Genomic DNA, 24,417 nt, shown 5'->3' with positions numbered 1-24,417 from the left:
ACGTCGTTGTAGACGACTTCCACATTCTTGACTGCAAGCATGCGCCCCCACATGTGACCTGGACCTCAAAGTTCCTGCACACAGAGTGTATGTTTTTGTCGCAGGCGTCAACGACGAGTTGATTTCATTTCGGACAAGAGGGCATGGAGGTGATCCCCGGAGATGCCCAAACCACGACAGCACACGGACGGCCGAGTCGCTCGCGGAGAGCGCACCCGCGAGGCGATCGTTGCCGCTCACACGGCGTTGCTGCTCGAGGGAGTCCTGAAGCCAACCGGTCAGGCCATCGCCGACCGGGCCGAGGTGTCAGTCCGTACGTTGTGGGCCAACTTCAAGGATCTGGAGGCGCTCCTCAACGAGACGACCGCGTACTGGATGGCGGCCGACGATGAATTGCGTCGGCCAGTCGATCCCAGCGATCCGTTGGACGACCGCATCGCGACGTACTGCGCCGAGCGCGGACGTCGTCTCGAGCACATTGCACCGGCAGCGCGTTCAGCTGCGCTGGGGGAGCCGTTCTCGCCGGCGTTGAAGCGCAGTCGTGAGGCGCACATCCGCAGGCTCCGGTCAGAGATCGAGACGGTCTTCGGTCGCGAGCTCGAGGCCGCCGGGCCGCAGGATCGGGACGCGCTGACGTACGCGTTGATCGCCGCCACCGGCTGGCCCAACTGGCAGCTGCTGCGGGACGACTACGAACTGAGTCCCGACCAGATTGTTGCCGTCATGAGCAAGACCTGCCACGCCCTTCTCGACCCGTTCGGCTGAGCCCCTTCGTTCCCTTGAGGTAGTCGACACGGGCGGCTCGTGGCGCGATGCTGAAGGCATGAGAGCGACCGGCTCGAAGTACGACGGGACCCTGCGGGTGATCATCTGGCTGGACGTGTTCTGGTCGGTGGTGGCCGTACTGGTGAGCGTCGCGGGCAGCATCGTCGTCGCCGTGCTTGGTCTGCCTCACACCGCGCTGGGCGAGGTTGCTACCGCGACGTTGGTAGCGGGGGTGTTCCTGGCTGCGACCGGCGCGATCACCGCGGTTCTCCTGATGCTCAGGCTGCGTGCCGGCAACTACTTCATGCCGCCGGACCTGAAGTTTCCCCTGCCATCGGTGATGCGCCCATCGGCCTGAGGACAGTGGGGGGCACAAAGAAAGGACCGGCTCCCTCGCGGGAACCGGTCCTTTCTCGTGTACGAGTGATCAGCGCTCTACGGTGCCGGCGATGAAAGCCTCGAGCGTCTCGCGACCGAGGTCATCGGGACGCTGCTCCGGGGGCGACTTCATCAGGTAGGACGAAGCCGACAGCAGTGCGCCGCCGATGCCACGGTCCTTGGCGATTTTCGCCGCACGGATGGCGTCGATGATGATGCCGGCCGAGTTGGGCGAGTCCCAGACTTCGAGCTTGTACTCGAGGTTCAAGGGAACGTCACCGAACGCGCGACCCTCAAGGCGGACATAAGCCCACTTGCGGTCGTCGAGCCAAGCCACATAGTCCGACGGACCGATGTGCACGTTGCGGCTGTCCTTCAGACCCGCGAGCGGGCCGGTCAGGTTGGACGTGACGGCCTGCGTCTTGGAGACCTTCTTGGACTCAAGACGATCACGCTCCAGCATGTTCTTGAAGTCCATGTTGCCGCCGACGTTGAGCTGGTACGTACGGTCCAGCACGACTCCGCGGTCTTCGAACAGCTTGGCCATCACACGGTGCGTGATGGTGGCGCCGACCTGGCTCTTGATGTCGTCACCGATGATCGCGACGCCGGCGTCCTCGAACTTCTTGGCCCACTCGGGGTCGGAAGCGATGAAGACGGGCAGCGCGTTGACGAAGGCAACCTTCGCGTCGATGGCGCACTGGGCGTAGAACTTGTCCGCCTCTTCCGAACCAACCGGGAGGTAGGAGACGAGAACGTCAGCCTTGGTGTCCTTGAGGACCTGGACGATGTCAGCCGCAGGAGCGTCCGACTCCTCGATGGTCTCGCGGTAGTACTTGCCGAGACCGTCGAGCGTGTTGCCCTTCTGGACGATGACGCCGGTCGGCGCAACGTCAGCGATCTTGATCGTGTTGTTCTCGCTGGCCTGCGTCGCCTCGGAAAGGTCGAAGCCGACCTTCTTGGCGTCGACGTCGAACGCTGCAACGAACTCGATGTCGCTGACGTGATAGTCACCGAACATGACGTGCATCAGCCCGGGGACACTGCCCTGGGGATCCGCGTTCTTGTAGTACTCGACGCCCTGGATCAGGGACGTGGCGCAGTTGCCCACACCCACAATTGCTACGCGTACCGAACCCATGGGTTCTCCTCCATTGATGGAATTCACTTCTGTCTGGTCACTTCTCTGTCTTGTCGTTCTCTGTCGTGTCGTACCCGCCGGAGCGCTCGCGGTCGATCAGCTCGGTCAGCCACTTGACTTCGCGTTCGACCGATTCGAGCCCGTGCTTCTGAAGCTCCAACGTGTAGGAGTCGACCCGTTCACGTCCGCGCTGTGCTGCCGTACGGACGTTCTCGAGACGCTCCTCGAGACGGCTACGCCGCCCCTCGAGGATGCGAACCCTCGTCGGCGAATCGGTACGCGAGAAAAATGCGAACCGTACGCCGAAAGTTTCGTCGTCCCACGTTGCCGGGCCGGACTCCTCGAGCGCTTGCGCGAAGAACTCCTTGCCCTCGGCCGTGAGGCGATAGACGATGCGACCGCGGCGCCCACGTCCTGCCACGTCACTGGGTTCGTCGGCCACGATGTAGCCGGACTTGCCGAGTGCCTTGAGGCAGGGATAGAGGGTGCCGTAGGAGAGCACGCGGGTCCAGCCGAGCAGGACGTTGACCTGCTTGCGCAGCTCGTATCCGTGCATGGGGGCATCGTGAAGCAGTCCGAGAACTGCCACCTCGAGTGCCGCGCCGCGTTTGGTCATTGCCCTGTCCTGATGCCGGGAGCCATACCTGACATAGAGATGTTCATGTCAAGCACATGTCGAACCTGTTATATCGGAACGATACATCGCATCGCCATGTCGCGCTACTCGGTGTATGCCCGCGCCGTAGGGTGATGCTCGACACGCGGCACGGCAGCCGATTATCGATCTCTCAGGTACGTTCGGCACACTTGGTCGATGACGGATCCATTCATGGGTTCCCGACGGAGGTAGACGGAGTCTTGGCAGCACAACGCAAACGAGTAGCAACGAAGGCCAGCAGCAGGGCCGCGGGCAAGCCCAACAAGCTGCGGGCTTTTTCGTGGAAGATCAGCGGTCGTGGCCCGTGGTACACCGCAGCGCTGCGTTGGTTCGCTTTCCTCGGTGTGGTCGGCACGCTCATCGGTGCCATCACGTTCTTCGTGCTCTACCAGGCGATCAAGATCCCTGACCCCAACGCTGCTTTCAAGACCGAGACCACCAAGGTCTACTACTCCGACGGCAAGCATCGAATCGGTTCATTCGCGACGCAGGACCGCGAGAGCATTCCGCTGTCCGACATGCCGGCTTCGATGCAGGCGGCTGTGATCGCCGCCGAGGACCGCTCCTTCTACACAAACCGCGGCATCGACGTCAAGGGCATCATCCGCGCGGCACGCAACAACGCGACGAGCGGTGAGATCCAGGGTGGCGCGTCGACGATCACCCAGCAGTACGTCAAGATCCTCTATCTCAACCAGGAACGCTCCTACACCCGCAAGGTCAAGGAAGCGATCCTCTCGATCAAGATCCACAACCAGCTGACCAAGAAGGAGATCCTCGAGGGTTACCTCAACACGATCTACTTCGGCAACGGTTCGTATGGACTCGAGGTCGCCGCGCAGACGTACTTCGACAAGCCAGCCAAGGAGCTCGACTTCCAGGAGTCGGCGCTGCTCGCGACGATCATCAACAGCCCGTCGTTCTACGACCCGTACGTCGAGGGCGCCGAGTCACGCATCACCCCGCGATTCCACTACGTGCTCGACGGGATGCTGAAGTCGGGTGCCATCACGGCCGACCAGCGAGCCGAGTGGCAGGACAAGCTGCCCAAGGTTGCCAAGCTGCGGGAGAACAACCGCTACAAGGGCACCAAGGGATTCCTGCTCAGCATGGTGAAGAAGGAGATGCTTGACCTCGAGTTCAGCGAGTCCCAGATCGATGGCCAGGGCCTGCGCATCATCACGACGTTCGACTACAACAAGCAGAAGGATGCCGTCGCCGCGGTCAAGGCCGTGAAGCCCGCCGGGCTCAAGCAGCTCCACACAGCCCTGGTCTCGATCCAGCCCGGCACGGGAGCAGTACGTGCGCTCTATGGCGGACCTGACTACCTCAAGAGCCAGCTCAACTGGGCGACTCTCGGCACCCAGCCGGGGTCGACGTTCAAGATCTTCTCGGTCATCGCGGCACTCGAGAACGGCTACAGCCTCAAGACGGAACTCAACGGAGCCTCCCCTGTCGATTTCGGCAATGGCGTCGTGATCGAGAACCAGGGCGACAGTGGCGGCCGGGGCTACGGCAAGATTCCGCTGCTGAAGGCAACCGAGAACTCCGTCAACACGGCCTTCGCCGACCTGGTCGACCAGATGGACGACGGGCCGGGCAAGACGCTCGACGCGGCCAACGAGGCCGGCATCCCGACCAGCGTCACCGACAAGTTCGACCGGAACGTGCTCAGCGTCCCGCTCGGCTATGCGCCCGTCCCGCCGATCGACATGGCCAACGCCTACGCGACGATCGCGGCGAGCGGCAAGAAGGCTGACTGGTACGTCATCAAGAAGGTCACCGACTTCCGCAAGAAGGAGACCCTGCACGAGCACAAGAAGGAAACCGAGCAGAGCATCCCCAAGGACGTTGCTGCCGACACCATTGCGGCGCTCCAACAGGTCGTGAGGTCAGGCAGCGGCACGAACGGTCGTACGATCTGCCCCACCGGTGGCAAGACCGGTACGGCGACGGCTGGTGAGGGCCCGACGTCTCGTGTGTCGTCATCGTGGTTCGCGGGGATCACACCCAAGCTCGCCACTGCCGTCATGTACAACCGTGGCAAGGGCAACGAGGAGCTCGAGGGTTACATGAACCCCTTCTTCGGTGGCACGTACCCGGCCATCACGTTCCGCACGTTTATGAATGCGGCCCTGGATCCGGCCAACTGCGGCACGTTCCCGCCGCCCGCCAACATCAAGTCGACCAAGGGCACCAACTACAAGAAGCCGCCGCCCAACTGCAAGGGCCCGACGATCCTCAACCCGGCGAAGACCAAGTGCGTCCTGCCGCCGCCGCCAGATTGCGATCCACCCCAGGTGCTGAACGACGCCAAGACGGCGTGCGTCGACCCGGCGCCGGTGGACCAGTGCCCGACGGAGCCTGGCAACGGGCCATGCGCGGATCCGGAGGAGCCGGCCACCGAGGAAGAGTGCATCGCAGCCGGCGGCAACTGGAACGACTTCCTGAACAAATGCTCCGGGTGGAGTGGCGGTGAGTGGAAGCTGATTCCGCTGATCGTCGCGGGCTACCTGTACCGCCGACGGATGGAAGAGCTAGAGCCGATACTGGTCCGAGACCGGAGCTAGGGCGGGCCCTAGTCGAGGATGACGGCGTCGAAGGTGGCGGTGGTGAACCGCACTGCCACCTCGACGGTGTCTCCGACCTCGGGCACCGCTGCGCTGGCCGGCAGGAAGACCATGCTCGCCTGCATGTGAGGCGGCTCGGCGAACCAGCGCTGCTTGCCGTCGATCGTGAATGGCGACAGCGAGAAGCCCGCCGCTTCCAGCCCACCTTTGGCGAGTGACTTGCCCCGCTGCACGGCACCTGACGACGCCTTGGGAGCCTCGAGTCCGATGCCGTGGCTCGTGCCACCCGCGATGATCAGCAGATAGCCGTCGCGCGGCATGGAACGTTGCCGGTAGCCGACCCGCTCACCTCGCGCGAGCTGATGCCGGTCAAGCACGGTCGCACGCACGGAAAGCGCTCCGAGATCACCGAGCCACAGCGATGTGCCGATGCGGGGGCGAACGTCCAGGTGCGGTCGTCGTTCGCGAATCGTGGCGAGCTCGTCGGGCGTGAGGTGCGAGACGAAGAATGTGGTGGTCTCGACCTGGGACGCTGCTAGGGCGGCGGCCCAGCTCTCGGCCTCTGCCAGGTTGTGACCAGTCATCGGCAGGTGGATGGCGAAGCCCTCGACCTGCAGCTCGCCCAAGGCAGCGACGGCTGCCGCGAGCTCGTGGCGGTCGAAGCCATGCCGAGACATCGACGTCTCGCCCTCGATGATCACCCGACTGTCGGAGTGGTCGGCAGCAAGAGCGGCGATGTCCTCGACCCGTCCCACCGTATGGATGAGGCGTGCGTCGTACATGACTTCGCCATCGAATGGTCGCCACGGCGACAGCACCATGACGTCGCCCGCGAACGCCTTGAGCGCACCGGGCACCTCGGCGTACGTACCGACGGCGATCGAGCTGACGCCCAGGTCGGCCGCCTCGGCGGCGAGGAGGTCGCGGCCGAATCCGTAGCCATTGCCCTTGATCACCGGCACGAGGCCGGGGGTCTGTTCGGTCAGCGCGCGGAGTCCACGGCGCCAGCGCTCGGCATCGACGTGGAGCTCGAAGCTCATCCTCTGCTCCTCATATAGGCGGTGAACCCAAGGTAGAGGGCGCGGTTGAGGGGGAGGTCCCACTCCCCGAGATACTCGACCGCCTCGCCACCGGTGCCGACCTTGAACTGGATCAGGCCTGCGTGCGAGTCGTCCGGGTCGATCGTCTCGGTGATTCCGCGCATGTCGTAGATCGTTGCACCGGCCGCCATCGCATCGCGGATCATCTGCCACTGGATGGCATTGGACCCGCGCACATCTCGCTTGGCTGTGGTCGATGCGCCGTACGAGTACCAGGCGTGCTGACCAACGCGCACCATCGTCGTCGAGGCGACGAGGTCGCCTTCGTGGTGCGCGAGGTAGAGCACCAGGCGGTCAGGCTCTTCGGCATTGAGCGCGTCCCACATGCGTTCGAAGTACGACAGGGGTCGCGGGGTGAAGTGATCGCGTACGGCGGTCTCGGCATAGACCTCATGGAACGCCGACAGATCTGCCTTCGTGCCAGTGGTGACCTCGACCCCGAGCTTCGCGGCCTTCTTGATGTTGCGTCGCCAGAGCTGGTTCATGCCGGCGAGCACATCGTCCTCACTGCGATCGGCGAGCGGGATCTGGAAGTTGAACTTCGGCTGTCCGGCGGTGAACCCACCGCTGGCATCGAGCTCCTTCCAGCCGAGCTTCTTGAGCGACTGCCGCAATCCGAGAGCCGCATCGTCGCTGACGTCGGCAGGCACATCGGACAGCGACGTGAGCACCGGATCGGCGATGGCTGCCTTGATTGTCGCGGCATTCCACCGCCGCATCACGACAGGCGGGCCCATACGTATGCCGAACGCACCCTGCTTCTTGAGGTGCGCTGCCATCGGCGTCAGCCAGTCGTCCAGCCTCGAGTCGAACCAGTCGATGTCCGGACCTTCGGGAATGTAGGCGAGATAGCGCTGCAACTTGGGAAGCTGCCGATACAGCACGAGCGCAGCGCCAACGAGGGTCTCGCCCCTGAACCAGCCGATCGACTCACCGCGCCACTCGTTCTTGACAGTGGCCCACGCGGGGGTCTGCAGGAAGCTCACCGAAGAGCGGCTGCGTACGAAGTCGAGGTGCTCGGGTGTGCTGATGGAGCGGACGCTGAGTTGTCTAGAAGCAGGCGTTGACGTCACCGCTCCACGCTACCAACGGTCATGTGAAGTGGCGCGAGAGCCGACGGTGCCGATGAGCGAAGAACGCCGCGATGACGCGTCGGAGGATGGGTCCCACCAGTGGCAGGCGGGCCTCGAAGGTCAGCCGGTCGTGGACCTCGACGCTGCCGGCGTTGATCTCGGTGAGTGTTCGCTGATGCTCCCAGCGGCGCATGCTCAGCATCGTCGACTTCTCGTGGAAGCCAGTGCCGGGATCGAGTTCGGCGATCGTGAGGGCGTCGTAGTCGAACGGGATGAGGCCGAACAGCCGAAGCCACGCCTTGCCGAGCGGCTCGCCGACCGGAACGTTGTCGATCGTGAGCTCCTTGGTGCCGCGGGGCATGCTCATCGTCATCCACGGACGCATCTCGTCGTTGATGCCCTCAGGGGTGATGACGCGCTCCCAGACGGCCGACTTCGAGGCGTTGATGACCGAAGTACGGTCCACGATGTAGGGCGTCACGAGATTAGGGTAACCTAACTTGTATGACTTCTGGAGTTCGTACATTCGACGCGGAAGTGCTTGGCACCGCCAGGCTCTCCGCCCATCTGGTGACCGTCACACTCGGCGGTCACCTCGAAGGCTATGCCTCCACCGGCATCCCGGACGAGTACGTGCGCGTGCTGATCCCGCCGCCGGGCACGACGCTGGCGCTGCCGGAGATCGACGACCGGTGGGAGTTCACATACCCCGAAGGTGCGCCCGAGCTGGCACCTCGCGTCTACACAATCTCAGACCACCGCATCGTCGAGGGCCAGACCCAGCTCGACCTCGACATTGCCCTGCACGACGAGGGCATCGGCTCGGACTGGGCCCGTGACTGCAAGCCTGGCGACCGCGTAGGGCTCATTCAGCCGCACGGTCTGTACGCCGCGCCAGCCGCAGTCGGCTGGCAGCTGCTGGTCGCCGACATCACCGGCGTTCCTGCCGTGGCGCGCATCCTGCGCGGCCTCGATCCCGGTCAGCGAGTTGACGTCGTCATCGTGCTGACCGATCCGGCCGACGAGATTCCGTTGCCGAGTGCTGCTGACGTCACCATCACCTGGCAGGTCGTCGCGAAGGACACCGACATCGCCGATGCGCTCGCCGAAGCGGTCACCTCACGCGAGCTGCCTGACAACGATCGGTACGTGTGGCTCGCCGGCGAGGCGCGGGCGAGCCGTGCCGTACGCCGCCATCTTCGTCGTGAGCTCGGCTGGCCCCAGTCAGACTTCTACACCTGCGGCTACTGGCAGGTTGAAGCCGAGAAGTGGAACGCGCGCTACGACCAGGTCGCTGACGTCGTCATCGCCAAGGCCGAGGAAGTGCAGAAGAAGGTCGGCGACGACCAGGGCGCCTATCTCGATGCCCTGGACGATATCTACGAGAGCGTAGGGCTTTAAGCCACCACGACGTATCGCGGCTGCGCTGGGGTGAGCAGCAGGTGCATGCCGGCCTCGGCAGGTGTGCGGTCGGCCTTGCGATGGTTGCAGCGAATGCAGGCCGCAACGGCGTTGTCCCACGTGAGCGTGCCCCCACGGCTTCGCGGGACGATGTGGTCGACGGTCTCGGCGCGTCCACCGCAGTAGGCGCACATCTTGTCGCGGGCCTTGATGGCGCTCTTGGTGCACAGGTTGGACCGGCGGTGCATCCAGCGGGTCACGACGTAGCGAACGAGGCGTAGGACCTTGGGCTTGGGGAACGGGCCGAATGATCCGCCGGCTTCTTCCTCGATGACTGCGACCTCGCGTACGAGCATCTTGATCGCGTGACGCATCGACACACGCTGGAGAGGCTCGTAGCTCGCGTTGAGCACCAGGACGTATGCATCCGCCATGATTCCGGCCCCTTTCTGAGCGAAAGCGTATCCGTCAGCACAGGGAAATGCCCCAAAAGAGATCGAATCTCAATCAGTGTCGCGATCTCGGAATATGTGCGAGCCCGCGTCAGTTGCCAGTCAAAGTACGTCGGTCAAGAAATGTCTGATCCGTATGTCGAAATGGTGGTCTCCCGTTCGTCGTATTGATGACGGGTGGTCGACCGGCCCCCAGCCGCTCCGAAACGAAGGACATGTCATGACCGCGCACACCGACGGCGTACCTGAAGCGTCGACAGGGCCAGAGCTCGCAGAGTTCGAGGCCGAATTCAGCGAGACGTCCGACGAGCCCGGCGACACCTTCAAGACGCCGCTCGTTATCAAGCTCCTCGTCGCCGCGACATTCGTCGTGATCCTCAACGAGACGATCATGCTCAACGCGGTGCCGAGCCTGATGGCTGACTTCAACGTGGAGGCACGCGACGCGCAGTGGATCTCGTCGATCTTCATGCTGACGATGGCCGCGGTCATCCCCATCACAGGCTGGTTCCTGCAGCGCGTGACCACCCGGTCCGCCTACACGATCGCGATGACGACATTCGGGATCGGCACGATCATCTGCGGCATCGCGCCGATCTTCGAGCTGCTTCTCGTCGGTCGCGCGGTTCAGGCGGCCGGCACGGCAGTGATGATGCCGCTTCTCATGACCACGGTCATGACAGTCGTTCCAGAGCAGGCCAGGGGCCGCGTCATGGGCAACATGATGCTGGCGATCTCGGTCGCGCCCGCCATGGGTCCGGCCGTCTCGGGACTCATCCTCAACCTCGGCTCGTGGAGACTGATCTTCGCGTTCATGCTGCCCATCGCGGTCGTCGTCTCGGTGCTCAGCCTGCGACACCTCAAGAACGTCGGCGAGACCAACACCGCACCAGTCAGCTGGTTCAGCGTCGCGGTTGCTGCGCTTGGTTTCAGCACGTTGGTCTACGGACTCAGCGAGGTCGGCGCTCGCAGCTCCGGCCAGCTCACGGTGTTGATCGGCGTCGGCGCCGCACTCGTCGCGCTCTTCACCTTCTGGCAGCTGCGCCTGCAGCGCATCGAACGGCCGCTGCTCGACCTGCGCGCGTTCAAGCACCGTACGTTCACCGTGACCCTGGTGCTGATGTCGATGGCGTTCATGGCGTTCCTCGGTTCGATGATCCTGTTGCCGCTCTACCTCCAGCAGCTACGGGGTCTCTCAGCCATGCAGACCGGCTTGCTCGTCATGCCGGGTGGGTTGGCCATGGGTCTGCTCGGCCCGCGCATCGGCGCCATCTACGACAAGATCGGCGCCCGTCCGCTGGTGATCCCAGGCTCGATCCTGATGGTCGTCGCGTTGTTCACGATGAGCCGGGTGATCGACGAGAACACCCCGTACGCGCTGCTCCTCGGCCTGCACGTCCTGCTGATGCTCAGCCTTGCGGCGATCTTCACCCCGGTGTTCACCCTTGGCCTGGGCGCACTGCCGCCTGAGCTCTACTCGCACGGCAGTTCGATCCTCGGCACGCTTCAGCAAGTTGCCGGTGCGGTCGGTACGGCAGCCCTCGTGGTGATCCTCGAGAACCGTTCGGAGACCCTCGTGTCCAGCGGGTCAACAGCAGACCAGGCGTTCGTCGGAGGTTTGCAGTGGGCGTTTGTCGCTGGCGCGGTGTTCGGAGCCGTCGTCATCGCACTCTCTCTGATGCTGCCGGCAAAGGCCGACCTTCCGGCGGCACCCGCACATCACTGAGCTGCGTTGAGCAGCGTCGGCCGGGCGAGCGGCCGACGCTGAAACGCGCCTGTGACATATCCGCGCTACGGTCGAGGGCGTGAACACTTCAGAGCTCTTCGACGACTACGGTCCAGTCGCGGGCTTTGACGAGATGTTCGAGAAGGCCGAGGTTCGCGAGAACTATGGCACGATCCACGAATCCTTCCTCAAGATGGGTCCCGAGGAGATCCGGCTGCGCGCCGACTCCCTCGCCTCCTCCTATCTGGAGCAGGGCGTTACCTTCGGCGTTGCCGGTGAGGAACGTCCGTTCCCGCTCGACATCGTCCCGCGCCTGATCGAGTCCGAGGACTGGCAGCACGTCGATGCCGGCGTACGCCAACGCGTGCTCGCGCTCGAGCGATTCCTCGCCGACGCCTACGGTCCCGGCGAGCTGTTCACCGACGGCGTTGTTCCCCGTGAAACCGTCATGACCTCCCCGCACTATCACCGCGTCGTCGCGGGCCTCGAGCCGCCGAATGGCGTACGCGTGCACGTCGCGGGGGTCGATCTGATCCGTGACGGCAACGGTGACTTCCGGGTGCTGGAGGACAACGTACGAGTGCCGTCCGGTGTCTCCTACGTCATGACCAACCGTCGTGCTCTGTCGGCCGCGCTGCCCGAGGTGTTCGCCGATCACCGCATCCGCCCGGTGGCTCAGTACTCACAGGCTCTGCTCGCTGCGCTGCGCAAGGCGGCACCCGCCGGCGTCAGCGATCCGACCGTCGTCGTGCTGACGCCCGGTGTCTACAACTCCGCATACTTCGAGCACACCCTGCTCGCACGCACGATGGGCGTCGAGCTGGTCGAAGGTCGCGACCTCGTATGCCGTTCGGGCCGCGTCATGATGCGAACGACGAACGGCCTCGAGCCGGTGCACGTCATCTATCGCCGCATCGACGACGAGTTCCTGGACCCGGTGCAGTTCCGCGCCGACTCGGCGCTCGGAGTCCCGGGCATCATCAATGCTGCACGTGCTGGCCACGTGACGATCGCCAACGCGGTCGGCAACGGTGTCGCGGACGACAAGCTGCTCTACACGTACGTCCCCGACCTGATCCGCTACTACTTGTCGGAGGAGCCGATCCTTCGCAATGTCGACACCTGGCGGATGGGTGAGCCGGAGCAGCGTGAAGAAGTGCTCGATCGGCTCGACGAGCTCGTGCTCAAGCCCGTCGATGGCTCGGGCGGCAAGGGCATCGTGATCGGACCGGCGGCGAGCAAGGACGAGCTCGACGAGCTGCGCGGCAAGATCCTGGACGATCCTCGAGCCTGGATCGCGCAGCCGGTCATCTCGCTGTCGACCGTGCCGACGCTGGTCGAGGATGGCATCCGCCCCCGCCACGTCGACCTACGTCCGTTCGCGGTGCACGACGGCGACGACGTATGGGTGCTGCCCGGAGGCCTCACCCGAGTGGCGCTCCCGGAGGGAGAGCTGATCGTCAACTCCAGCCGCGGTGGCGGTTCCAAGGACACCTGGGTATTGGCCGGACTGAGTGAACCAGAGGACGAGGGCGAGGTCGCACCCAATGCCACCGCGATCGCGGGCATCAGCCAGTCGGCGGGTCCGGCCTTCGACGGCGACACCCGCGGTGTCCAGGTCCAAGAGCAGGAACAGCAGCAACAGCAGCAGGGTGGCGGTGAACAACCATGTTGAGCCGCATTGCGCAATCACTGTTCTGGATCGGCCGCTACCTCGAGCGGGCTGATGACACTGCCCGCATCCTCGACGTACAAATGCAGGTCCTGATCGAGGACCCCGGTATGGACGAGCGCACGTCGTGCGAACAGCTCCTTTCCGTCATGGGAGTCGAGGACTACACCGGCATCCCCAACCGCTGGCTGATCCTCGATCTGCTCGCGCACAACGCGGACTCGCCCGTATCGATCGCCGCAGCAATCGGCGCCGCCCGCGAAAGCGCGCGCCGCGCCCGCGAGACGCTCTCGACCGACATCTGGGCTGCGATCAACACGACGTGGCGCGGACTCTCGGCCGCCCAGGCGATGCGACCGCCCGAGATGTTCACCTGGGTACGCAACCGAACGGCGATGATCTCGGGGATCGCCGACTCGACGATGTCGCGCGACGAAGGCTGGCAGTTCTACATGCTCGGTCGCAGCATCGAGCGCGTCGACATGACGGCACGACTGCTCTCGACGGCAGCACTTGCATCGGGACCGCAGGTTGCTTGGCCGACGACGCTTCGTGCGTGTGGCGCGTACGAGAGCTTCATCCGGGCCTATCGCGGGATCGAGGCCGATCGCCAGGCCGCCGAGTTCCTGCTGCTCGACCGTTGGTTCCCGCGCTCGATCGTGTCGTCACTGGCGCAGGCCGAGAAGGCGCTCACCAAGCTCGAGTCCTCGGGCCAGCGTTCGGGGTTCAGTGACGAGGCACAACGACTGCTGGGCCGAGCGCGTACCGAGCTCGAATATCGTCCGCTCGCCGACATCGTCTTCGATTTGCCGGTTGAGATGGAGCGCCTGCAGCGCAGCTGCGCGGCCGCGAGCGATGCGGTGTCAGCGCGCTACTTCGCCGAGTCCGAAGCACACACCTGGCGCGGAGGTGTGTTGTTGTGAGCATGCAGCTGCGCATCCGGCATACGACGGGCTATCACTACGAGAAGGGCGCGGTGGCGTCCTTCAACGAAGCCCGCATGACGCCGATGACGACGTCCGAGCAGTACGTCCTTCGATCGCGACTCGAGATCTCGCCGGCTCCGTGGTCATACGAGTACCGCGACTACTGGGGCACCACCGTCACGTCCTTCGAGGTGCACGACCCGCACCAGGACCTGTCGGTCGTGGCGACCTCGATCGTCGACACACAGGGCACGCCACCCGAGCCGCACGGACTGGCCTGGGATGCGCTCGATGCAGTGCAGGACGAATGGTGCGAGTTTCTGGCGATGAGCAGCTGGGTTGCGCCAGCACCGGAGTTGCTCGCTGAGCTCGCACCTTTGCGCGCGGCTGCGGCCACGCCGACCGACTACGCGATGGCCGTCATGGCGTTTCTTCACGAGCGGATCGCGTACGTACCCGGAAGCACAGAGGTCACGACCACGGCGGCCGATGCGTGGACCGAGCAGACCGGCGTGTGTCAGGACTTTGCTCACCTCACCCTTGGCGCTCTTCGTGAAGCGCGCATCCCGGCTCGGTACGTGTCGGGCTACCTGCATCCGTCGCCCGATCCCGAGGTCGGCGAGACCGTCGCCGGCGAGTCCCATGCGTGGATCGAGTGGTGGGACGGCGAGTGGGTCGGCTGGGATCCGACCAATGCGATCACCCCGGGCCCTCGCCACGTCGTCGTCGCGAAGGGTCGCGACTACGCTGACAGCCCACCGTTGCGCGGCATCTATTCGACGTCCGGCGGGTCTGAGCTCTTCGTCGGCGTGGAGATCACTCGCCTTCGGTAGGTTTTCGTCATGGCTCTTTTGCATGGCACTGCCGAACTGGTCCCGTCCAAGCGCGAGCTCCTCGCCGATTGGATGCCGAATCAACCGTGGTTCCACGGCGGCGAGATCAAGCCGTTGGGTTCGTTCCGGTTCGACGACCCCGACGGTGAAGTCGGCATGGAGTCGATCATCCTCACCGCGGACGGTCATACGTACCAGGCGGCGATGACCTACCGCGCTGCTCCGCTCGAGGGCGGGCGACTGATCGGCACGATGGACCACAGCGTGCTGGGCCCTCGTTGGGCGTACGACGCCACCAGCGATCCGGTCTTTGCCGCGGGTCTCGGTACGACGATCCTGGCGGGCGGGACACAGGCGCCATTGGTGCGCGACACCGGCACGGAGACCGTGTCCGTTGACCCGGTCGTGACGGTGAAGGGCAGCGGCGTGCCGGGAGCAGAGATCGAGACGATCGAGCTGCGCGGCTCGGCGGTGACCGACGAGGGCACGCTGATGGAGACCTCAGGGCCCAACCTCGTGCTGATTCACGATCTTGATGGTGGTGCCAAGACGATGGGCGACCACCGCCTGACCGGGCAGTGGGAAGGCAGCCCGTCAGTGCTGCTGGCGGTGGCGCGGCTGCGCTAGAGGACTGGGTGCGGTCCTTTCGGATCGCGCTAGCGTGGTCGGCATGACCGAAGAGCGCTATTACGCCGACGCCGTCCCCGACACCCACCGCCCGTACGTTGCCGCGGAGGACCGCTACCAGCACCTTGACTACCGCCGGGTCGGAACAAGCGGCCTGCTCCTGCCGCCGATCTCCCTCGGACTGTGGTGGAACTTCGGCGACGATCGGCCCTTCGCCACCCAGCGCGAAGTCCTGCGCCACGCGTTCGACAAGGGCATCACGCACTTCGACCTCGCCAACAACTACGGTCCGCCCTATGGCTCCGCAGAGGAGAACTTCGGCCGGATGATGCGAACGGACTTCAAGCCGTACCGCGACGAGCTGATCCTCTCGAGCAAGGCCGGCTGGGACATGTGGCCCGGCCCGTACGGGAAGCTCGGCTCGCGCAAGTACCTCCTGTCCAGCCTCGACGCATCGTTGGAGCGAATGAGCGTCGACTACGTCGACATCTTCTACTCGCACCGCGCCGATCCGGGCACACCGGTCGAGGAGACGATCATGGCGCTCGACACCGCGGTTGGTCAGGGCAAGGCGCTGTACGTCGGAATCTCGTCCTACTCCCCGGACCGCACCGCCGAGGCTGTCGCGGTTGCTCGTGACCTCGGCACACCTCTCGTCATCCACCAGCCGTCCTATTCGCTGGTCAACCGCTGGGTCGAGGGTGGGCTGCTGACCGTTCTCGACGATCACGGCCTCGGATCGATCGGGTTCTCTCCGCTGGCGCAGGGCCTGCTGACCGACCGCTACCTCGGCGACGACCCGATCGAGCACGCCGTCAACCGCGGCAGCCTGGACGAGGGAGTGCTGACCGAGGACAACCTGGAACGTCTCCGCGGCCTCGCGGCAATAGCCAAGAAGCGGGATCAGTCCCTCGCGCAGATGGCACTCGCGTGGATCCTTCGCCCGGTGGTGTGACATCGGCCCTCATTGGAGCCTCATCGACCAAGCAGCTAGACGAGAACCTCGCGGCCGCGGCCAACACCGACTTCACCGCCGAGGAGCTTGCAGAGATCGACAAGTACGCCGGTGTCGTCGACGGCGTCGACCTCTGGAAGGTCTCTGCCGACCTCTAGGCCTTTATGTCGTTGCGGCCTTGACTCGGCGCGTGAGCTCTTCGGGCGGCAACGGGGTGATGTCGGTGATCGTCGCGGGGCCGACCGACAGCTCGCCATCGTCGAGTGGCTCGCAGCGGATTCCGCCGCGTCCACGCAGCGCCTGGTGCGCTCCCGGAGCGAAGGCCTCGTTCATCCACGCGCAAGGGTTGGCTGGTGTCAGTGAGCGGAAACGGATCGGACCGTGGCCTGCGTCGAGGGTGAAGGACGTACGAGCGAGAGCGTCGACATCGAGCCCGCGCGTGACGATGTTGCGCCGAGCCAGCGAAGGATCGAAGGGTCCGGCCGCGAGCTCGCCCTCGAGCCAGTGGAGCGATTCGGTGGCGATCAGGGTGACGGAGGCGTACGTGAACTTCGTGCCGAAGTAGCGATCGCCGACAAGTCCCTTGTGTGCTCGCACGCGTACGGAGTCTGCGACCTCGACCCCGTCGAACGGTGGGACCCCACTGCTGGGACGGCCCTCGTACGCGTGCCGCGGTGACACGACGAGCGTGACGATCTCCAAGTCCACACCTCGACGATATCGGGGTCGTTGTGACGATTGTCAGGGTCGGAGCGGGTCGAAGGACCCGGGCGCATCAGCCCGAGTCATGAGTAGCGTGGTGTCCGCCCCTGATTGCACGTGACCTGGAGACCCCATGACCATCGCCGCCCCGGACCGCACGATCGCCGCTTCAGCAGTCGACCTGACCAAGGTCTACGGCAAGGACGATGCCGAGGTCCGCGCACTGGCAGGCGTCACGATCGATCTGTATGCCGGCGAGTTCACCGCTGTGATGGGCCCCTCGGGCTCAGGCAAGTCGACGCTGATGCACTGCATGGCGGCGCTGGACACTCCGACGAGCGGCACCGTCAGCGTCGGAGACACCCAGCTGGCGCATCTCAAGGACAAGGCGCTCACCGAGCTGCGTCGGGACCAGGTCGGGTTCGTGTTCCAGGCCTACAACCTGGTGCCGACGCTGACCGCTGAGGAGAACATCTTGCTTCCGCTGTCGATCGCGGGCCGCACTCCCGATGCGGGGTGGTTCGACACCGTGATCGACGCGGTGGGACTCCGAGACCGCCTGAGGCACCACCCGAACGAGATGTCCGGCGGACAGCAACAGCGCGTCGCCTGTGCTCGCGCACTGGTGAGTCGCCCATCAATCGTGTTTGCCGACGAACCGACCGGCAACCTTGACTCGACTTCGAGCGCGGAGATTCTCGGCTTCCTGCGTCGCTCAGTCACCGAGTTCGGCCAGACCGTCGTGATGGTGACCCACGACCCGGCGGCGGCGTCATACACCGATCGTGTCGTGTTCCTCGCCGATGGGCTTGTGGTGGATGAGCTCCGAAATCCCACCGCGGACTCGGTGCTCGAACGTATGGCCGCCCTCCAGGTCCGCACAGTGTTGCCGACCAGCACCGGCAAGGACGCGGGCTGATGCTTCGGGTCACTCTGCGCAACCTGTTTGCGCGCAAGGTACGGCTGATCCTCAGCGCGTTCGCGATCGTGCTGGGCATCGCGTTCCTTGCTGGCTCGCTGGTGTTCACCGACACGATCGGCAAGAGCTTTGACGACATCGCGAGTGGCGGCGTTCCGGATGCGACGATTCGTCTCAGCGGTCTCGATCAGGGCGGCATCGACCAGGTGATCAACGTCGACAGCCGCCGGATTTCGGCCTCGGTCGTCCCCGAGCTGGCGGCGCTTCCGGGAGTCAGTCGCGCGGACGGCTCGGTCGATGGTCAGGGCCTGTTCGTGATCAAGAAGAACGGCAAGCTGCTCGGCGGCACCGGCGCGCCGACGCTGGCGTTCAACTACACCGACGCCCCCAACGCACGAGGCGAGCAGGCAGTCACGATCGACGAGGGCGCGGCACCGACCGGAAACGAGGTGGCACTCGATCGTCGTTCCGCCGACCTGGCGGGCTACAAGATCGGCGACACCGTCAAGATGATCACCTCAGGCTCAGAGCCGAAGCTCGAAGCCACGCTGGTCGGCTATGCCGGATTCGCCGGCGGCGGGCTCGCCGGTGCGACGCTCGTCTTCTTCGACACTCCCACAGCTCAAAGGCTGTTCCTGGACGGCGACAACGCGTTCACCAGCATTGGGTTCGAGGCAGAAAAGGGTGTCAGTGAGAACGAGCTGGCCGCCACGCTGAAGCCGCACCTCCCGGAGAGCGCCGTGGTGCTCACCGGCAAGCAGTTGTCTGACGAGTTCAAGTCGATCATCGACACGGTGCTCGGCTTCCTCAACACATTCCTGCTGATCTTCGCCGGCATCGCGCTGGTCGTGGGCACGTTCCTGATCATCAACACGTTCTCGATCCTGGTGGCGCAGCGAAGCCGTGAGCTGGCACTGCTTCGAGCACTCGGTGCCTCCCGTCACCAGGTGACGCGATCGGTGCTGCTCGAAGCAGCGGTCGTCGGCCTGATCGGCTCCACACTCGGGCTCGTGCTCGGCTATGGCTTGGCAGCCGCACTGCGCGCGCTGTTCGCCAACTTCGGGCTCGACCTCAGTGGAAGCGAGCTCGTGTTCAAGCCCCGCACGATCATCGTGGCGTACGCGGTGGGTGTGCTCGTGACGATGTTTGCCGCGTATGTTCCCGCACGCCGAGCCGCCAAGATCGCCCCGGTCGCGGCCATGCGCGATGAAGTCGCGCTGCCAGAGAGCTCGCTGCGCCGCAGGGTGTTCATCGGCATCCTTCTGGTGATCGCCGGGGCAACGCTGATGACGACAGGTCTGATCGGCGAAGGTAGCTCCGGCGCAACGCAGGTCGGTATCGGCATCTTTGCAATCCTCATGGCGATTGCCTTGATGAGCCCACTGCTTGGCATCCCGATTCTTGTGGGTATGGGCGCGGCCTATCGCATGCTCTTCGGAACAGTCGGTCAGCTTGCAACACAGAACTCGCTGCGCAACCCACGTCGTACGGCGGCCACCGCGTCCGCACTCATGATCGGCTTGGCGCTCGTCACGACGATGTCGGTGCTTGGTTCGTCGATCAACAAGTCGATCGATGTCAGTGTCACGAAGCAGTTCACCAGCGACTACATCATTTCGAACGCGATCGGCCAGGCGTTCTCGCCGACCATTGCCGAGGACGTACGTAACGTCGACGGCGTACAGACCGTTGCCCCCACGCAGTCGACGTCGCTGGAGGTCAACGGCGACCAGGTCAACGCGACGGCTGGCGACTCCAGTGAGCTGACCTCGATCTTTGACATTCCCTTCGTTCAGGGTGGCGCCCCCGGCGAGGGCGAGATCGCCCTGCGGGAGGAGCGCGGAGAATCGCTGAAGCTCAAGGTCGGAGATTCGGTGCAGCTCGGCTTCGCCTCCGGAAAGATTGCCGCAAAAGTCTCCGGCTTCTATTCGCAGACATATGTCGTCAACGGGGCGATCATCCCGTTCTCGACCGTCGAGGCAGGCCACGTGGTCCGCGCCGACTCCAGCATCGCGGTCGATGCGGCACCGGGTACCGACAGTGGGGCGCTCGGCAAGGCGCTTGAATCGGCGACCAAGGACTTCCCGACCGTCACGGTGCAGAACCAGGAGGACTTCGCAGATGCTCAGCGCTCGCAAGTCGACCAGTTGCTCTACCTGATCTACGCCCTGCTCGGTCTCGCGATCGTCATCGCGGCGCTTGGCATCGTCAACACGTTGGCGCTGAGCGTCATCGAACGGACGAGAGAAGTCGGACTGCTGCGCGCGGTCGGCCTGAGCCGCGGTCAGCTGCGGCGAATGGTGCGTCTCGAGGCCATCGCGATCGCGGTGCTCGGGGCGATCCTCGGGATCAGCGCAGGTCTGCTGTTCGGCGTCGTCCTGCAACGCGCGTTCGGCGACCAGGGGATCACTGAGCTCTCGATCCCGTGGGCCAGGCTCGCTGTGTTCGTCGTGATCGCCGGACTCGTCGGCGTTCTTGCCGCCGTCATGCCGGCTCGACGTGCGGCCAAGCTCGACGTCCTGCGTGCGATCACCACGGGATAGCCACGCTGGAGGCTCTATGCTCAGCCCGTGACCGACCCGATTCTGGACATCGCCTTCCATGGAGACGCGGCTGAAATCGCCAGCGTCGCAGCTGAGGCAGAAGCTCGCGGCGTGGGTGGACTCTTCGTCGCCGAAGCCGCCCACGATCCGTACATCGCGATGGCGCTGGCTGGCCAAGCCTCGAGCAATATCCAGATCGGCAGCTCGGTCGCGATCGCGTTCGCTCGTACGCCGATGTCAACCGCGTACTCGGCCTGGGACGTGCACCGGCTCAGTGGTGGGCGACTGATCCTCGGACTCGGTACCCAGATCAAGCCGCACATCACCCGTCGCTTCGACATGCCCTGGTCCAGCCCGGCTCCCCGGATGTCGGAGTACGTGGAGGCGCTTCGGGCGATCTTTGACAGCTTCCAGAACGGTGAGAAGCTCGACTTCCAGGGTGACTTCTACAACCACACGCTCCTGCCGCCGTTGTTCAACCCAGGACCAATCGAAGGCGGTCCGCCGCCGATCTGGCTCGCAGCCGTCGGACCGCGGATGCTCGCCGCGACCGGTGCGGTCGCCGATGGACTGATCTGTCATCCGCTGCTGTCCCGCAGCTATCTCGACGAGGTCATCGTCCCCACTGTGGCAGCGGGTCGAGCCGCTGGTGCGCACGCCGACGAGCCCTTTACGACCTCGGTCCTCTGCATGGTCGCGACAGGTCGCAACGAGGAGCAGGTGGCGGCGGCCATCGCGGGTACCAAGCGGCAGATCGGCTTCTACGCGTCGACCCCGGCGTACGTACCGGTGCTCGAGCACCACGGGTGGGGCGACTTGCACAAGGATGCGCACGCCTTCACCAAGAGCGGCCGTTGGACCGAGCTCGGGGACCTCATCCCTGACGAGGTGCTCTCGATGTTCGCCGTGGTCGGCGACCTCGACTCGGCGCGCGCAGAGTTCCGGTCCCGCTTCGCGGGCTCGGCCCAGCGCGTCATCACGTCGATCAACTACGACACGGACAACATGCTCGCGATCGACCTCGTGAGCGACTAGAGCTTCTGGATGATGTTCTCCGCGTACTTCTCGAGGTGCCGGATCTTGGTGTCGAGGGGTTCGGTGTCCGGACCCTTGATGTAGGGCACCCGGAAGCCGACGATGCAGTCGGTGACGCCTTTGTCCTCGAGACGCTTGATGCCGTCGAGGTCATACGCGTCGTACGAGATGACGTGGACCTCGAAGTCGTCGCGGGTGTCGCCCTCTTCCTTGCGGATCTCGGCGAGACGGACGAGCAGGCGGTCGAGCTCCTCGCCGTCGCCACCGGCGTGCATCCAGCCGTCACCCTTGCGGACGGCGCGGCGCAGCGCGAGGTCTACGTGCCCGCCCACCAGCAGCGGGATCTTCTCCGTGGCGCCGGGGCTGATCTTGAGCTCGTCGACCTCGTAGAACTCGCCCTTGTAGCCGAAGAACTCGCCGGTCATGAGGCCGCTCAGGATGTCCATGCACTCGTCCATGCGCTTGCCGCGGCGAGCCCAGTCGACCTGCAGGTTGGCGAAGTCCTCGGGCCATGGCGAGATGCCGACGCCGAGACCGAGCCGGTTGCCTGACAGGTAGGCGAGCGATGCAGCCTGCTTGGCGACGAGCACCGGCGGGCGTACGGGGAGCTTGAGCACAAACGGCGTCAGGCGCAGCGTCGTGGTGACCGCGAACAGGTGTGCGCACAGGATCATCGCCTCGATGAACTCCTTGCCGTCGAGGAATTCCCGGTCACCGGTGTCGGTGTAGGGGTACTTCGAGTCGGAGTCCTTGGGATAGATCAGCGAGTCGGCGACCGTCATCGACGTGTAGCCCGCAGCCTCGGCTGCCTGGGCGAGCGGGGCGTAGTAATCGGCCTGGGTCATTGCCTCGGCATACGTAAAGCGCATTCGGACAGACTAGAACGTGTTCCAGTTTTCTGCCAGAGTGCCTGCATGGACATCCAAGAGATCAGCGATCGTCTCGAGATCGCAGACGTGCTCACCCGCTACACCCGCGCCATCGACACCGGCGACTGGGACAAGCTCGACACGGTGTTCACGCCCGACGCCGAGATCGACTACACCGAGTCCGGCGGCATCGCGGCTGGCTTCGCCGAGGTCAAGCCCTGGCTCGCCGAGATGCTGCCAATGTTCTTCTCCAAGCGGATGCACACACTGGGCCAGCTGGACTACACGTTGCGCGGTGACGAGGCAGACGTGACGGCGTACTTCGACAACCCGATGCTCATGGATGACGGCCAAGGCGGTCAGAAGGTCGTCGAGGTCGGCGGTATGTACCACCACACGCTGATCCGTACGGCCGACGGCTGGCGCAGCCGCAAGCTCCACGAAGAAGTGATCTGGAAGCGCGGTCTCTGAGGGCTGAGTCCCACGATTGGCCTCGCATGGCGGTGTTCCCGTAGACTTTCACGGTTGCCAATCTGCGCAACCACTCCTGCTACGGAATCCCCGTAGCCGTTTAGTCCGAAGGAGACTGAATGTCATTGCGTCCCTATGAGGTCATGGTCATCCTTGACCCGGATCTCGAAGAGCGAACTGTCGCTCCCAGCCTCGACACCTACCTCAACGTCGTTCGCCAAGATGGCGGAACTGTTGAGAGCGTCGACGTGTGGGGCAAGCGCCGCCTCGCGTACGAGATCAACAAGAAGTCTGAAGGCATCTACGCCGTCGTCCAGCTCCAGGCTGAGCCGGCCACGGTCAAGGAGCTCGACCGTCAGCTCACGCTGAACGAGTCCGTCGTCCGTACGAAGGTCACGCGCCCCGACGTCAAGTGACCATCTGCCCTGTGGACTACCCCTAACCGGATGTCCCAGGGCTGAGGTTCACTGAACTCAGACATCCCACTTTCGAAAGGCTGCGCATCATGGCAGGCGAAACAGTCATCACCGTCATCGGCAACCTGACCGACGACCCGGAGCTCAAGTTCACTCCGTCGGGCGCCGCAGTTGCCAACTTCACCGTCGCTTCGACACCTCGTACGTTCGATCGTCAGACGAACGAGTGGAAGGACGGCGACGCGCTGTTCATTCGTTGTGCCGCATGGCGCCAGCTCGCCGAGAACTGTGCAGAGTCGCTGCAGAAGGGTCAGCGCGTCATCGTGACGGGCGCCCTCAAGATCCGCAACTACGAGCGCCAGGACGGCTCGAAGGGCACGAGCGTCGAGATCAATGTCGACGAGATCGGTCCCTCGCTCCGTTACGCAACGGCCAAGGTCACCAAGGCCAACCGTTCGGGCGGCGGTGACTTCGGCGGCGGCAACGCGGGCGGAGGCGCACCTGCTGGAGACAGCAACCCGTGGTCGACTCAGCCCGCAGCGCCTGCAGCCCAGCAGGGTGGGGCAGCGTGGGGTGGCAACGCCGGTACGACCGACGAGCCCCCCTTCTAAAACATCAACTCTTAAGACACAAACACCTGGAGCAAAATGGCAAAGCCAGTAGTCCGAAAGCCGAAGAAGAAGAGCAACCCGCTCACTGCGGCCAAGGTCACCGAAATCGATTACAAGGACACCGCGCTGCTGCGCAAGTTCATCTCTGACCGTGGCAAGATCCGCGCGCGTCGAGTGACGGGTGTCTCCGTGCAGGAGCAGCGTCTGATCGCCAAGGCAATCAAGAACGCCCGCGAGATGGCTCTCCTGCCTTACACGTCCAACAGCCGCTAAGGGGATCTGACAATGAAGCTCATCCTCACCCACGAGGTCACCAACCTCGGCGCACCCGGCGACATCGTCGATGTCAAGGACGGCTACGGCCGCAACTTCCTGCTGCCGCGCAACTTCGCCATCCGCTGGACCAAGGGCGGCGCCAAGCAGGTCGAGTCCATCAAGGCAGCGCGTGACACGCACGCCATCCACGACCTCGAAGAAGCCCAGAGCATCAAGGGCAACCTCGAGGCCAACCCGATCAACGTCCCGGTTCGCGCCGGTACGGGCGGCCGCCTCTTCGGCGCCGTCACGGTCTCCG

The 24,417-nt window shown here is 64.5% G+C and carries 25 protein-coding genes and 1 pseudogene; 18 read left to right on the top strand and 8 right to left on the bottom strand.

The window, feature by feature from the left end; genetic code table 11:
- Window positions 1–162: 162 nt before the first annotated feature.
- Both V6M39_RS16785 and V6M39_RS16780 read left to right on the top strand, forming a co-directional pair.
- A complete protein-coding gene (locus tag V6M39_RS16785) occupies window positions 163–765 on the top strand; it encodes a TetR/AcrR family transcriptional regulator (protein ID WP_332644959.1) in 603 nt (200 codons plus the stop codon).
- A gap of 58 nt (window positions 766–823) precedes the next feature.
- Window positions 824–1,123, top strand: coding sequence for a hypothetical protein (locus V6M39_RS16780; RefSeq protein ID WP_332644958.1), 300 nt, complete (start codon window positions 824–826; stop codon window positions 1,121–1,123).
- 69 nt (window positions 1,124–1,192) lie between these two features.
- Here V6M39_RS16780 and V6M39_RS16775 read toward each other — a convergent pair whose 3' ends face one another.
- Window positions 1,193–2,284 carry an inositol-3-phosphate synthase gene (locus V6M39_RS16775; RefSeq protein WP_332644957.1) on the bottom strand — a complete coding sequence of 364 codons (1,092 nt, stop codon included), beginning with the start codon at window positions 2,282–2,284 and terminating at the stop codon, window positions 1,193–1,195.
- 37 nt (window positions 2,285–2,321) lie between these two features.
- Window positions 2,322–2,900, bottom strand: coding sequence for a PadR family transcriptional regulator (locus V6M39_RS16770; protein ID WP_332644956.1), 579 nt, complete (start codon window positions 2,898–2,900; stop codon window positions 2,322–2,324).
- A 242-nt stretch (window positions 2,901–3,142) separates the two neighbouring features.
- Here V6M39_RS16770 and V6M39_RS16765 point away from each other — a divergent pair, with 242 nt between their 5' ends.
- Entirely contained in the window at window positions 3,143–5,512 is a 2,370-nt protein-coding gene (locus tag V6M39_RS16765; RefSeq protein ID WP_332644955.1) for a transglycosylase domain-containing protein, read from the top strand.
- 8 nt (window positions 5,513–5,520) lie between these two features.
- On the opposite strand, the gene V6M39_RS16760 is transcribed toward V6M39_RS16765, so the two are convergent.
- The 3 genes from V6M39_RS16760 to V6M39_RS16750 are packed head-to-tail and all read right to left on the bottom strand — an operon-like array spanning window position 5,521 to window position 8,166.
- The gene (locus V6M39_RS16760) at window positions 5,521–6,552 is read right to left on the bottom strand and encodes an alanine racemase (RefSeq protein WP_332644954.1); all 1,032 of its coding nucleotides are present in this window, start codon (window positions 6,550–6,552) and stop codon (window positions 5,521–5,523) included.
- On the bottom strand, window positions 6,549–7,685 hold the full coding sequence (locus V6M39_RS16755) for a lipid II:glycine glycyltransferase FemX (RefSeq protein WP_332644953.1): 1,137 nt from the start codon (window positions 7,683–7,685) through the stop codon (window positions 6,549–6,551). Before V6M39_RS16755 ends, V6M39_RS16760 begins: the two co-directional genes overlap by 4 nt.
- 19 nt (window positions 7,686–7,704) lie before the next feature.
- Window positions 7,705–8,166, bottom strand: a complete 462-nt coding sequence (locus V6M39_RS16750; RefSeq protein ID WP_332644952.1) for a hypothetical protein — start codon at window positions 8,164–8,166, stop codon at window positions 7,705–7,707.
- Between the two features lie 23 nt (window positions 8,167–8,189).
- On the opposite strand from V6M39_RS16750, the gene V6M39_RS16745 reads away from it, so the two are divergent.
- Window positions 8,190–9,086 (top strand): siderophore-interacting protein, encoded by an 897-nt coding sequence (locus V6M39_RS16745; RefSeq protein ID WP_332644951.1) that lies wholly within the window; start codon window positions 8,190–8,192, stop codon window positions 9,084–9,086.
- Here V6M39_RS16745 and V6M39_RS16740 read toward each other — a convergent pair.
- Entirely contained in the window at window positions 9,083–9,520 is a 438-nt protein-coding gene (locus V6M39_RS16740; protein ID WP_332644950.1) for an HNH endonuclease, read from the bottom strand. The genes V6M39_RS16745 and V6M39_RS16740 overlap by 4 nt on opposite strands.
- Before the next feature lie 238 nt (window positions 9,521–9,758).
- Here V6M39_RS16740 and V6M39_RS16735 point away from each other — a divergent pair, with 238 nt between their 5' ends.
- From V6M39_RS16735 to V6M39_RS16710, 6 genes and pseudogenes are all read left to right on the top strand, one after another.
- Window positions 9,759–11,264, top strand: coding sequence for an MDR family MFS transporter (locus tag V6M39_RS16735; RefSeq protein ID WP_332644949.1), 1,506 nt, complete (start codon window positions 9,759–9,761; stop codon window positions 11,262–11,264).
- Window positions 11,265–11,343: 79 nt separating this feature from the next.
- Complete coding sequence (locus V6M39_RS16730) at window positions 11,344–12,939, top strand: circularly permuted type 2 ATP-grasp protein (protein ID WP_332644948.1); 1,596 nt, start codon at window positions 11,344–11,346, stop codon at window positions 12,937–12,939.
- The gene (locus tag V6M39_RS16725) at window positions 12,933–13,859 is read left to right on the top strand and encodes an alpha-E domain-containing protein (RefSeq protein WP_309966055.1); all 927 of its coding nucleotides are present in this window, start codon (window positions 12,933–12,935) and stop codon (window positions 13,857–13,859) included. The genes V6M39_RS16730 and V6M39_RS16725 overlap by 7 nt, the downstream gene beginning before the upstream one ends.
- A 2-nt stretch (window positions 13,860–13,861) precedes the next feature.
- Entirely contained in the window at window positions 13,862–14,695 is an 834-nt protein-coding gene (locus V6M39_RS16720) for a transglutaminase family protein (protein ID WP_332644961.1), read from the top strand.
- A gap of 9 nt (window positions 14,696–14,704) precedes the next feature.
- Window positions 14,705–15,322 carry a maltokinase N-terminal cap-like domain-containing protein gene (locus V6M39_RS16715; RefSeq protein ID WP_332644947.1) on the top strand — a complete coding sequence of 206 codons (618 nt, stop codon included), beginning with the start codon at window positions 14,705–14,707 and terminating at the stop codon, window positions 15,320–15,322.
- Window positions 15,323–15,365: 43 nt separating this feature from the next.
- Window positions 15,366–16,435 (top strand): annotated as a pseudogene (locus V6M39_RS16710) (aldo/keto reductase).
- 4 nt (window positions 16,436–16,439) lie between these two features.
- Here the strand turns inward: V6M39_RS16710 and V6M39_RS16705 are convergent.
- Window positions 16,440–16,985 carry an MOSC domain-containing protein gene (locus V6M39_RS16705; RefSeq protein ID WP_332644946.1) on the bottom strand — a complete coding sequence of 182 codons (546 nt, stop codon included), beginning with the start codon at window positions 16,983–16,985 and terminating at the stop codon, window positions 16,440–16,442.
- 127 nt (window positions 16,986–17,112) lie between these two features.
- On the opposite strand from V6M39_RS16705, the gene V6M39_RS16700 reads away from it, so the two are divergent.
- The 3 genes from V6M39_RS16700 to V6M39_RS16690 are packed head-to-tail and all read left to right on the top strand — an operon-like array spanning window position 17,113 to window position 21,476.
- Window positions 17,113–17,898, top strand: coding sequence for an ABC transporter ATP-binding protein (locus V6M39_RS16700; protein ID WP_332644945.1), 786 nt, complete (start codon window positions 17,113–17,115; stop codon window positions 17,896–17,898).
- On the top strand, window positions 17,898–20,441 hold the full coding sequence (locus tag V6M39_RS16695; protein WP_332644944.1) for an ABC transporter permease: 2,544 nt from the start codon (window positions 17,898–17,900) through the stop codon (window positions 20,439–20,441). Before V6M39_RS16700 ends, V6M39_RS16695 begins: the two co-directional genes overlap by 1 nt.
- A gap of 27 nt (window positions 20,442–20,468) precedes the next feature.
- On the top strand, window positions 20,469–21,476 hold the full coding sequence (locus tag V6M39_RS16690) for a TIGR03617 family F420-dependent LLM class oxidoreductase (protein WP_332644943.1): 1,008 nt from the start codon (window positions 20,469–20,471) through the stop codon (window positions 21,474–21,476).
- On the opposite strand, the gene V6M39_RS16685 is transcribed toward V6M39_RS16690, so the two are convergent.
- Window positions 21,473–22,345 (bottom strand): TIGR03619 family F420-dependent LLM class oxidoreductase, encoded by an 873-nt coding sequence (locus V6M39_RS16685; protein ID WP_332644942.1) that lies wholly within the window; start codon window positions 22,343–22,345, stop codon window positions 21,473–21,475. The two genes, V6M39_RS16690 and V6M39_RS16685, sit on opposite strands and share 4 nt — an antisense overlap.
- A gap of 45 nt (window positions 22,346–22,390) precedes the next feature.
- Between V6M39_RS16685 and V6M39_RS16680 the strand changes: the two genes are divergently transcribed.
- From V6M39_RS16680 to rplI, 5 genes are all read left to right on the top strand, one after another.
- Entirely contained in the window at window positions 22,391–22,816 is a 426-nt protein-coding gene (locus V6M39_RS16680; RefSeq protein ID WP_332644941.1) for a nuclear transport factor 2 family protein, read from the top strand.
- A 125-nt stretch (window positions 22,817–22,941) separates the two neighbouring features.
- Window positions 22,942–23,232 carry a 30S ribosomal protein S6 gene (gene rpsF / locus V6M39_RS16675; RefSeq protein ID WP_332644960.1) on the top strand — a complete coding sequence of 97 codons (291 nt, stop codon included), beginning with the start codon at window positions 22,942–22,944 and terminating at the stop codon, window positions 23,230–23,232.
- Window positions 23,233–23,321: 89 nt separating this feature from the next.
- Window positions 23,322–23,843, top strand: a complete 522-nt coding sequence (locus V6M39_RS16670) for a single-stranded DNA-binding protein (RefSeq protein WP_332644940.1) — start codon at window positions 23,322–23,324, stop codon at window positions 23,841–23,843.
- A gap of 36 nt (window positions 23,844–23,879) precedes the next feature.
- The gene (gene rpsR / locus V6M39_RS16665; RefSeq protein ID WP_309966094.1) at window positions 23,880–24,116 is read left to right on the top strand and encodes a 30S ribosomal protein S18; all 237 of its coding nucleotides are present in this window, start codon (window positions 23,880–23,882) and stop codon (window positions 24,114–24,116) included.
- 12 nt (window positions 24,117–24,128) lie between these two features.
- Window positions 24,129–24,417 (top strand): 50S ribosomal protein L9 (gene rplI, locus V6M39_RS16660; protein ID WP_332644939.1); only part of this gene is annotated, 289 nt, incomplete at its 3' end.

Source organism: Aeromicrobium sp. (assembly GCF_036675695.1).
Classification (GTDB): Bacteria; Actinomycetota; Actinomycetes; order Propionibacteriales; family Nocardioidaceae; genus Aeromicrobium.
This window is presented reverse-complemented; position numbering and strand designations above follow the sequence as displayed.

Bases quoted from the DNA above. Each gene is read 5' to 3' on its own strand.
- V6M39_RS16785 (WP_332644959.1), top strand. From the start codon at position 163: ATGCCCAAACCACGACAGCACACGGACGGCCGAGTCGCTCGCGGAGAG.
- V6M39_RS16780 (WP_332644958.1), top strand. From the start codon at position 824: ATGAGAGCGACCGGCTCGAAGTACGACGGGACCCTGCGGGTGATCATC.
- V6M39_RS16775 (WP_332644957.1), bottom strand. From the start codon at position 2,284: ATGGGTTCGGTACGCGTAGCAATTGTGGGTGTGGGCAACTGCGCCACG.
- V6M39_RS16770 (WP_332644956.1), bottom strand. From the start codon at position 2,900: ATGACCAAACGCGGCGCGGCACTCGAGGTGGCAGTTCTCGGACTGCTT.
- V6M39_RS16760 (WP_332644954.1), bottom strand. From the start codon at position 6,552: ATGAGCTTCGAGCTCCACGTCGATGCCGAGCGCTGGCGCCGTGGACTC.
- V6M39_RS16745 (WP_332644951.1), top strand. From the start codon at position 8,190: ATGACTTCTGGAGTTCGTACATTCGACGCGGAAGTGCTTGGCACCGCC.
- V6M39_RS16740 (WP_332644950.1), bottom strand. From the start codon at position 9,520: ATGGCGGATGCATACGTCCTGGTGCTCAACGCGAGCTACGAGCCTCTC.
- V6M39_RS16735 (WP_332644949.1), top strand. From the start codon at position 9,759: ATGACCGCGCACACCGACGGCGTACCTGAAGCGTCGACAGGGCCAGAG.
- V6M39_RS16725 (WP_309966055.1), top strand. From the start codon at position 12,933: ATGTTGAGCCGCATTGCGCAATCACTGTTCTGGATCGGCCGCTACCTC.
- V6M39_RS16720 (WP_332644961.1), top strand. From the start codon at position 13,862: ATGCAGCTGCGCATCCGGCATACGACGGGCTATCACTACGAGAAGGGC.
- V6M39_RS16715 (WP_332644947.1), top strand. From the start codon at position 14,705: ATGGCTCTTTTGCATGGCACTGCCGAACTGGTCCCGTCCAAGCGCGAG.
- V6M39_RS16700 (WP_332644945.1), top strand. From the start codon at position 17,113: ATGACCATCGCCGCCCCGGACCGCACGATCGCCGCTTCAGCAGTCGAC.
- V6M39_RS16695 (WP_332644944.1), top strand. From the start codon at position 17,898: ATGCTTCGGGTCACTCTGCGCAACCTGTTTGCGCGCAAGGTACGGCTG.
- V6M39_RS16685 (WP_332644942.1), bottom strand. From the start codon at position 22,345: ATGCGCTTTACGTATGCCGAGGCAATGACCCAGGCCGATTACTACGCC.
- V6M39_RS16680 (WP_332644941.1), top strand. From the start codon at position 22,391: ATGGACATCCAAGAGATCAGCGATCGTCTCGAGATCGCAGACGTGCTC.
- V6M39_RS16670 (WP_332644940.1), top strand. From the start codon at position 23,322: ATGGCAGGCGAAACAGTCATCACCGTCATCGGCAACCTGACCGACGAC.
- rpsR (WP_309966094.1), top strand. From the start codon at position 23,880: ATGGCAAAGCCAGTAGTCCGAAAGCCGAAGAAGAAGAGCAACCCGCTC.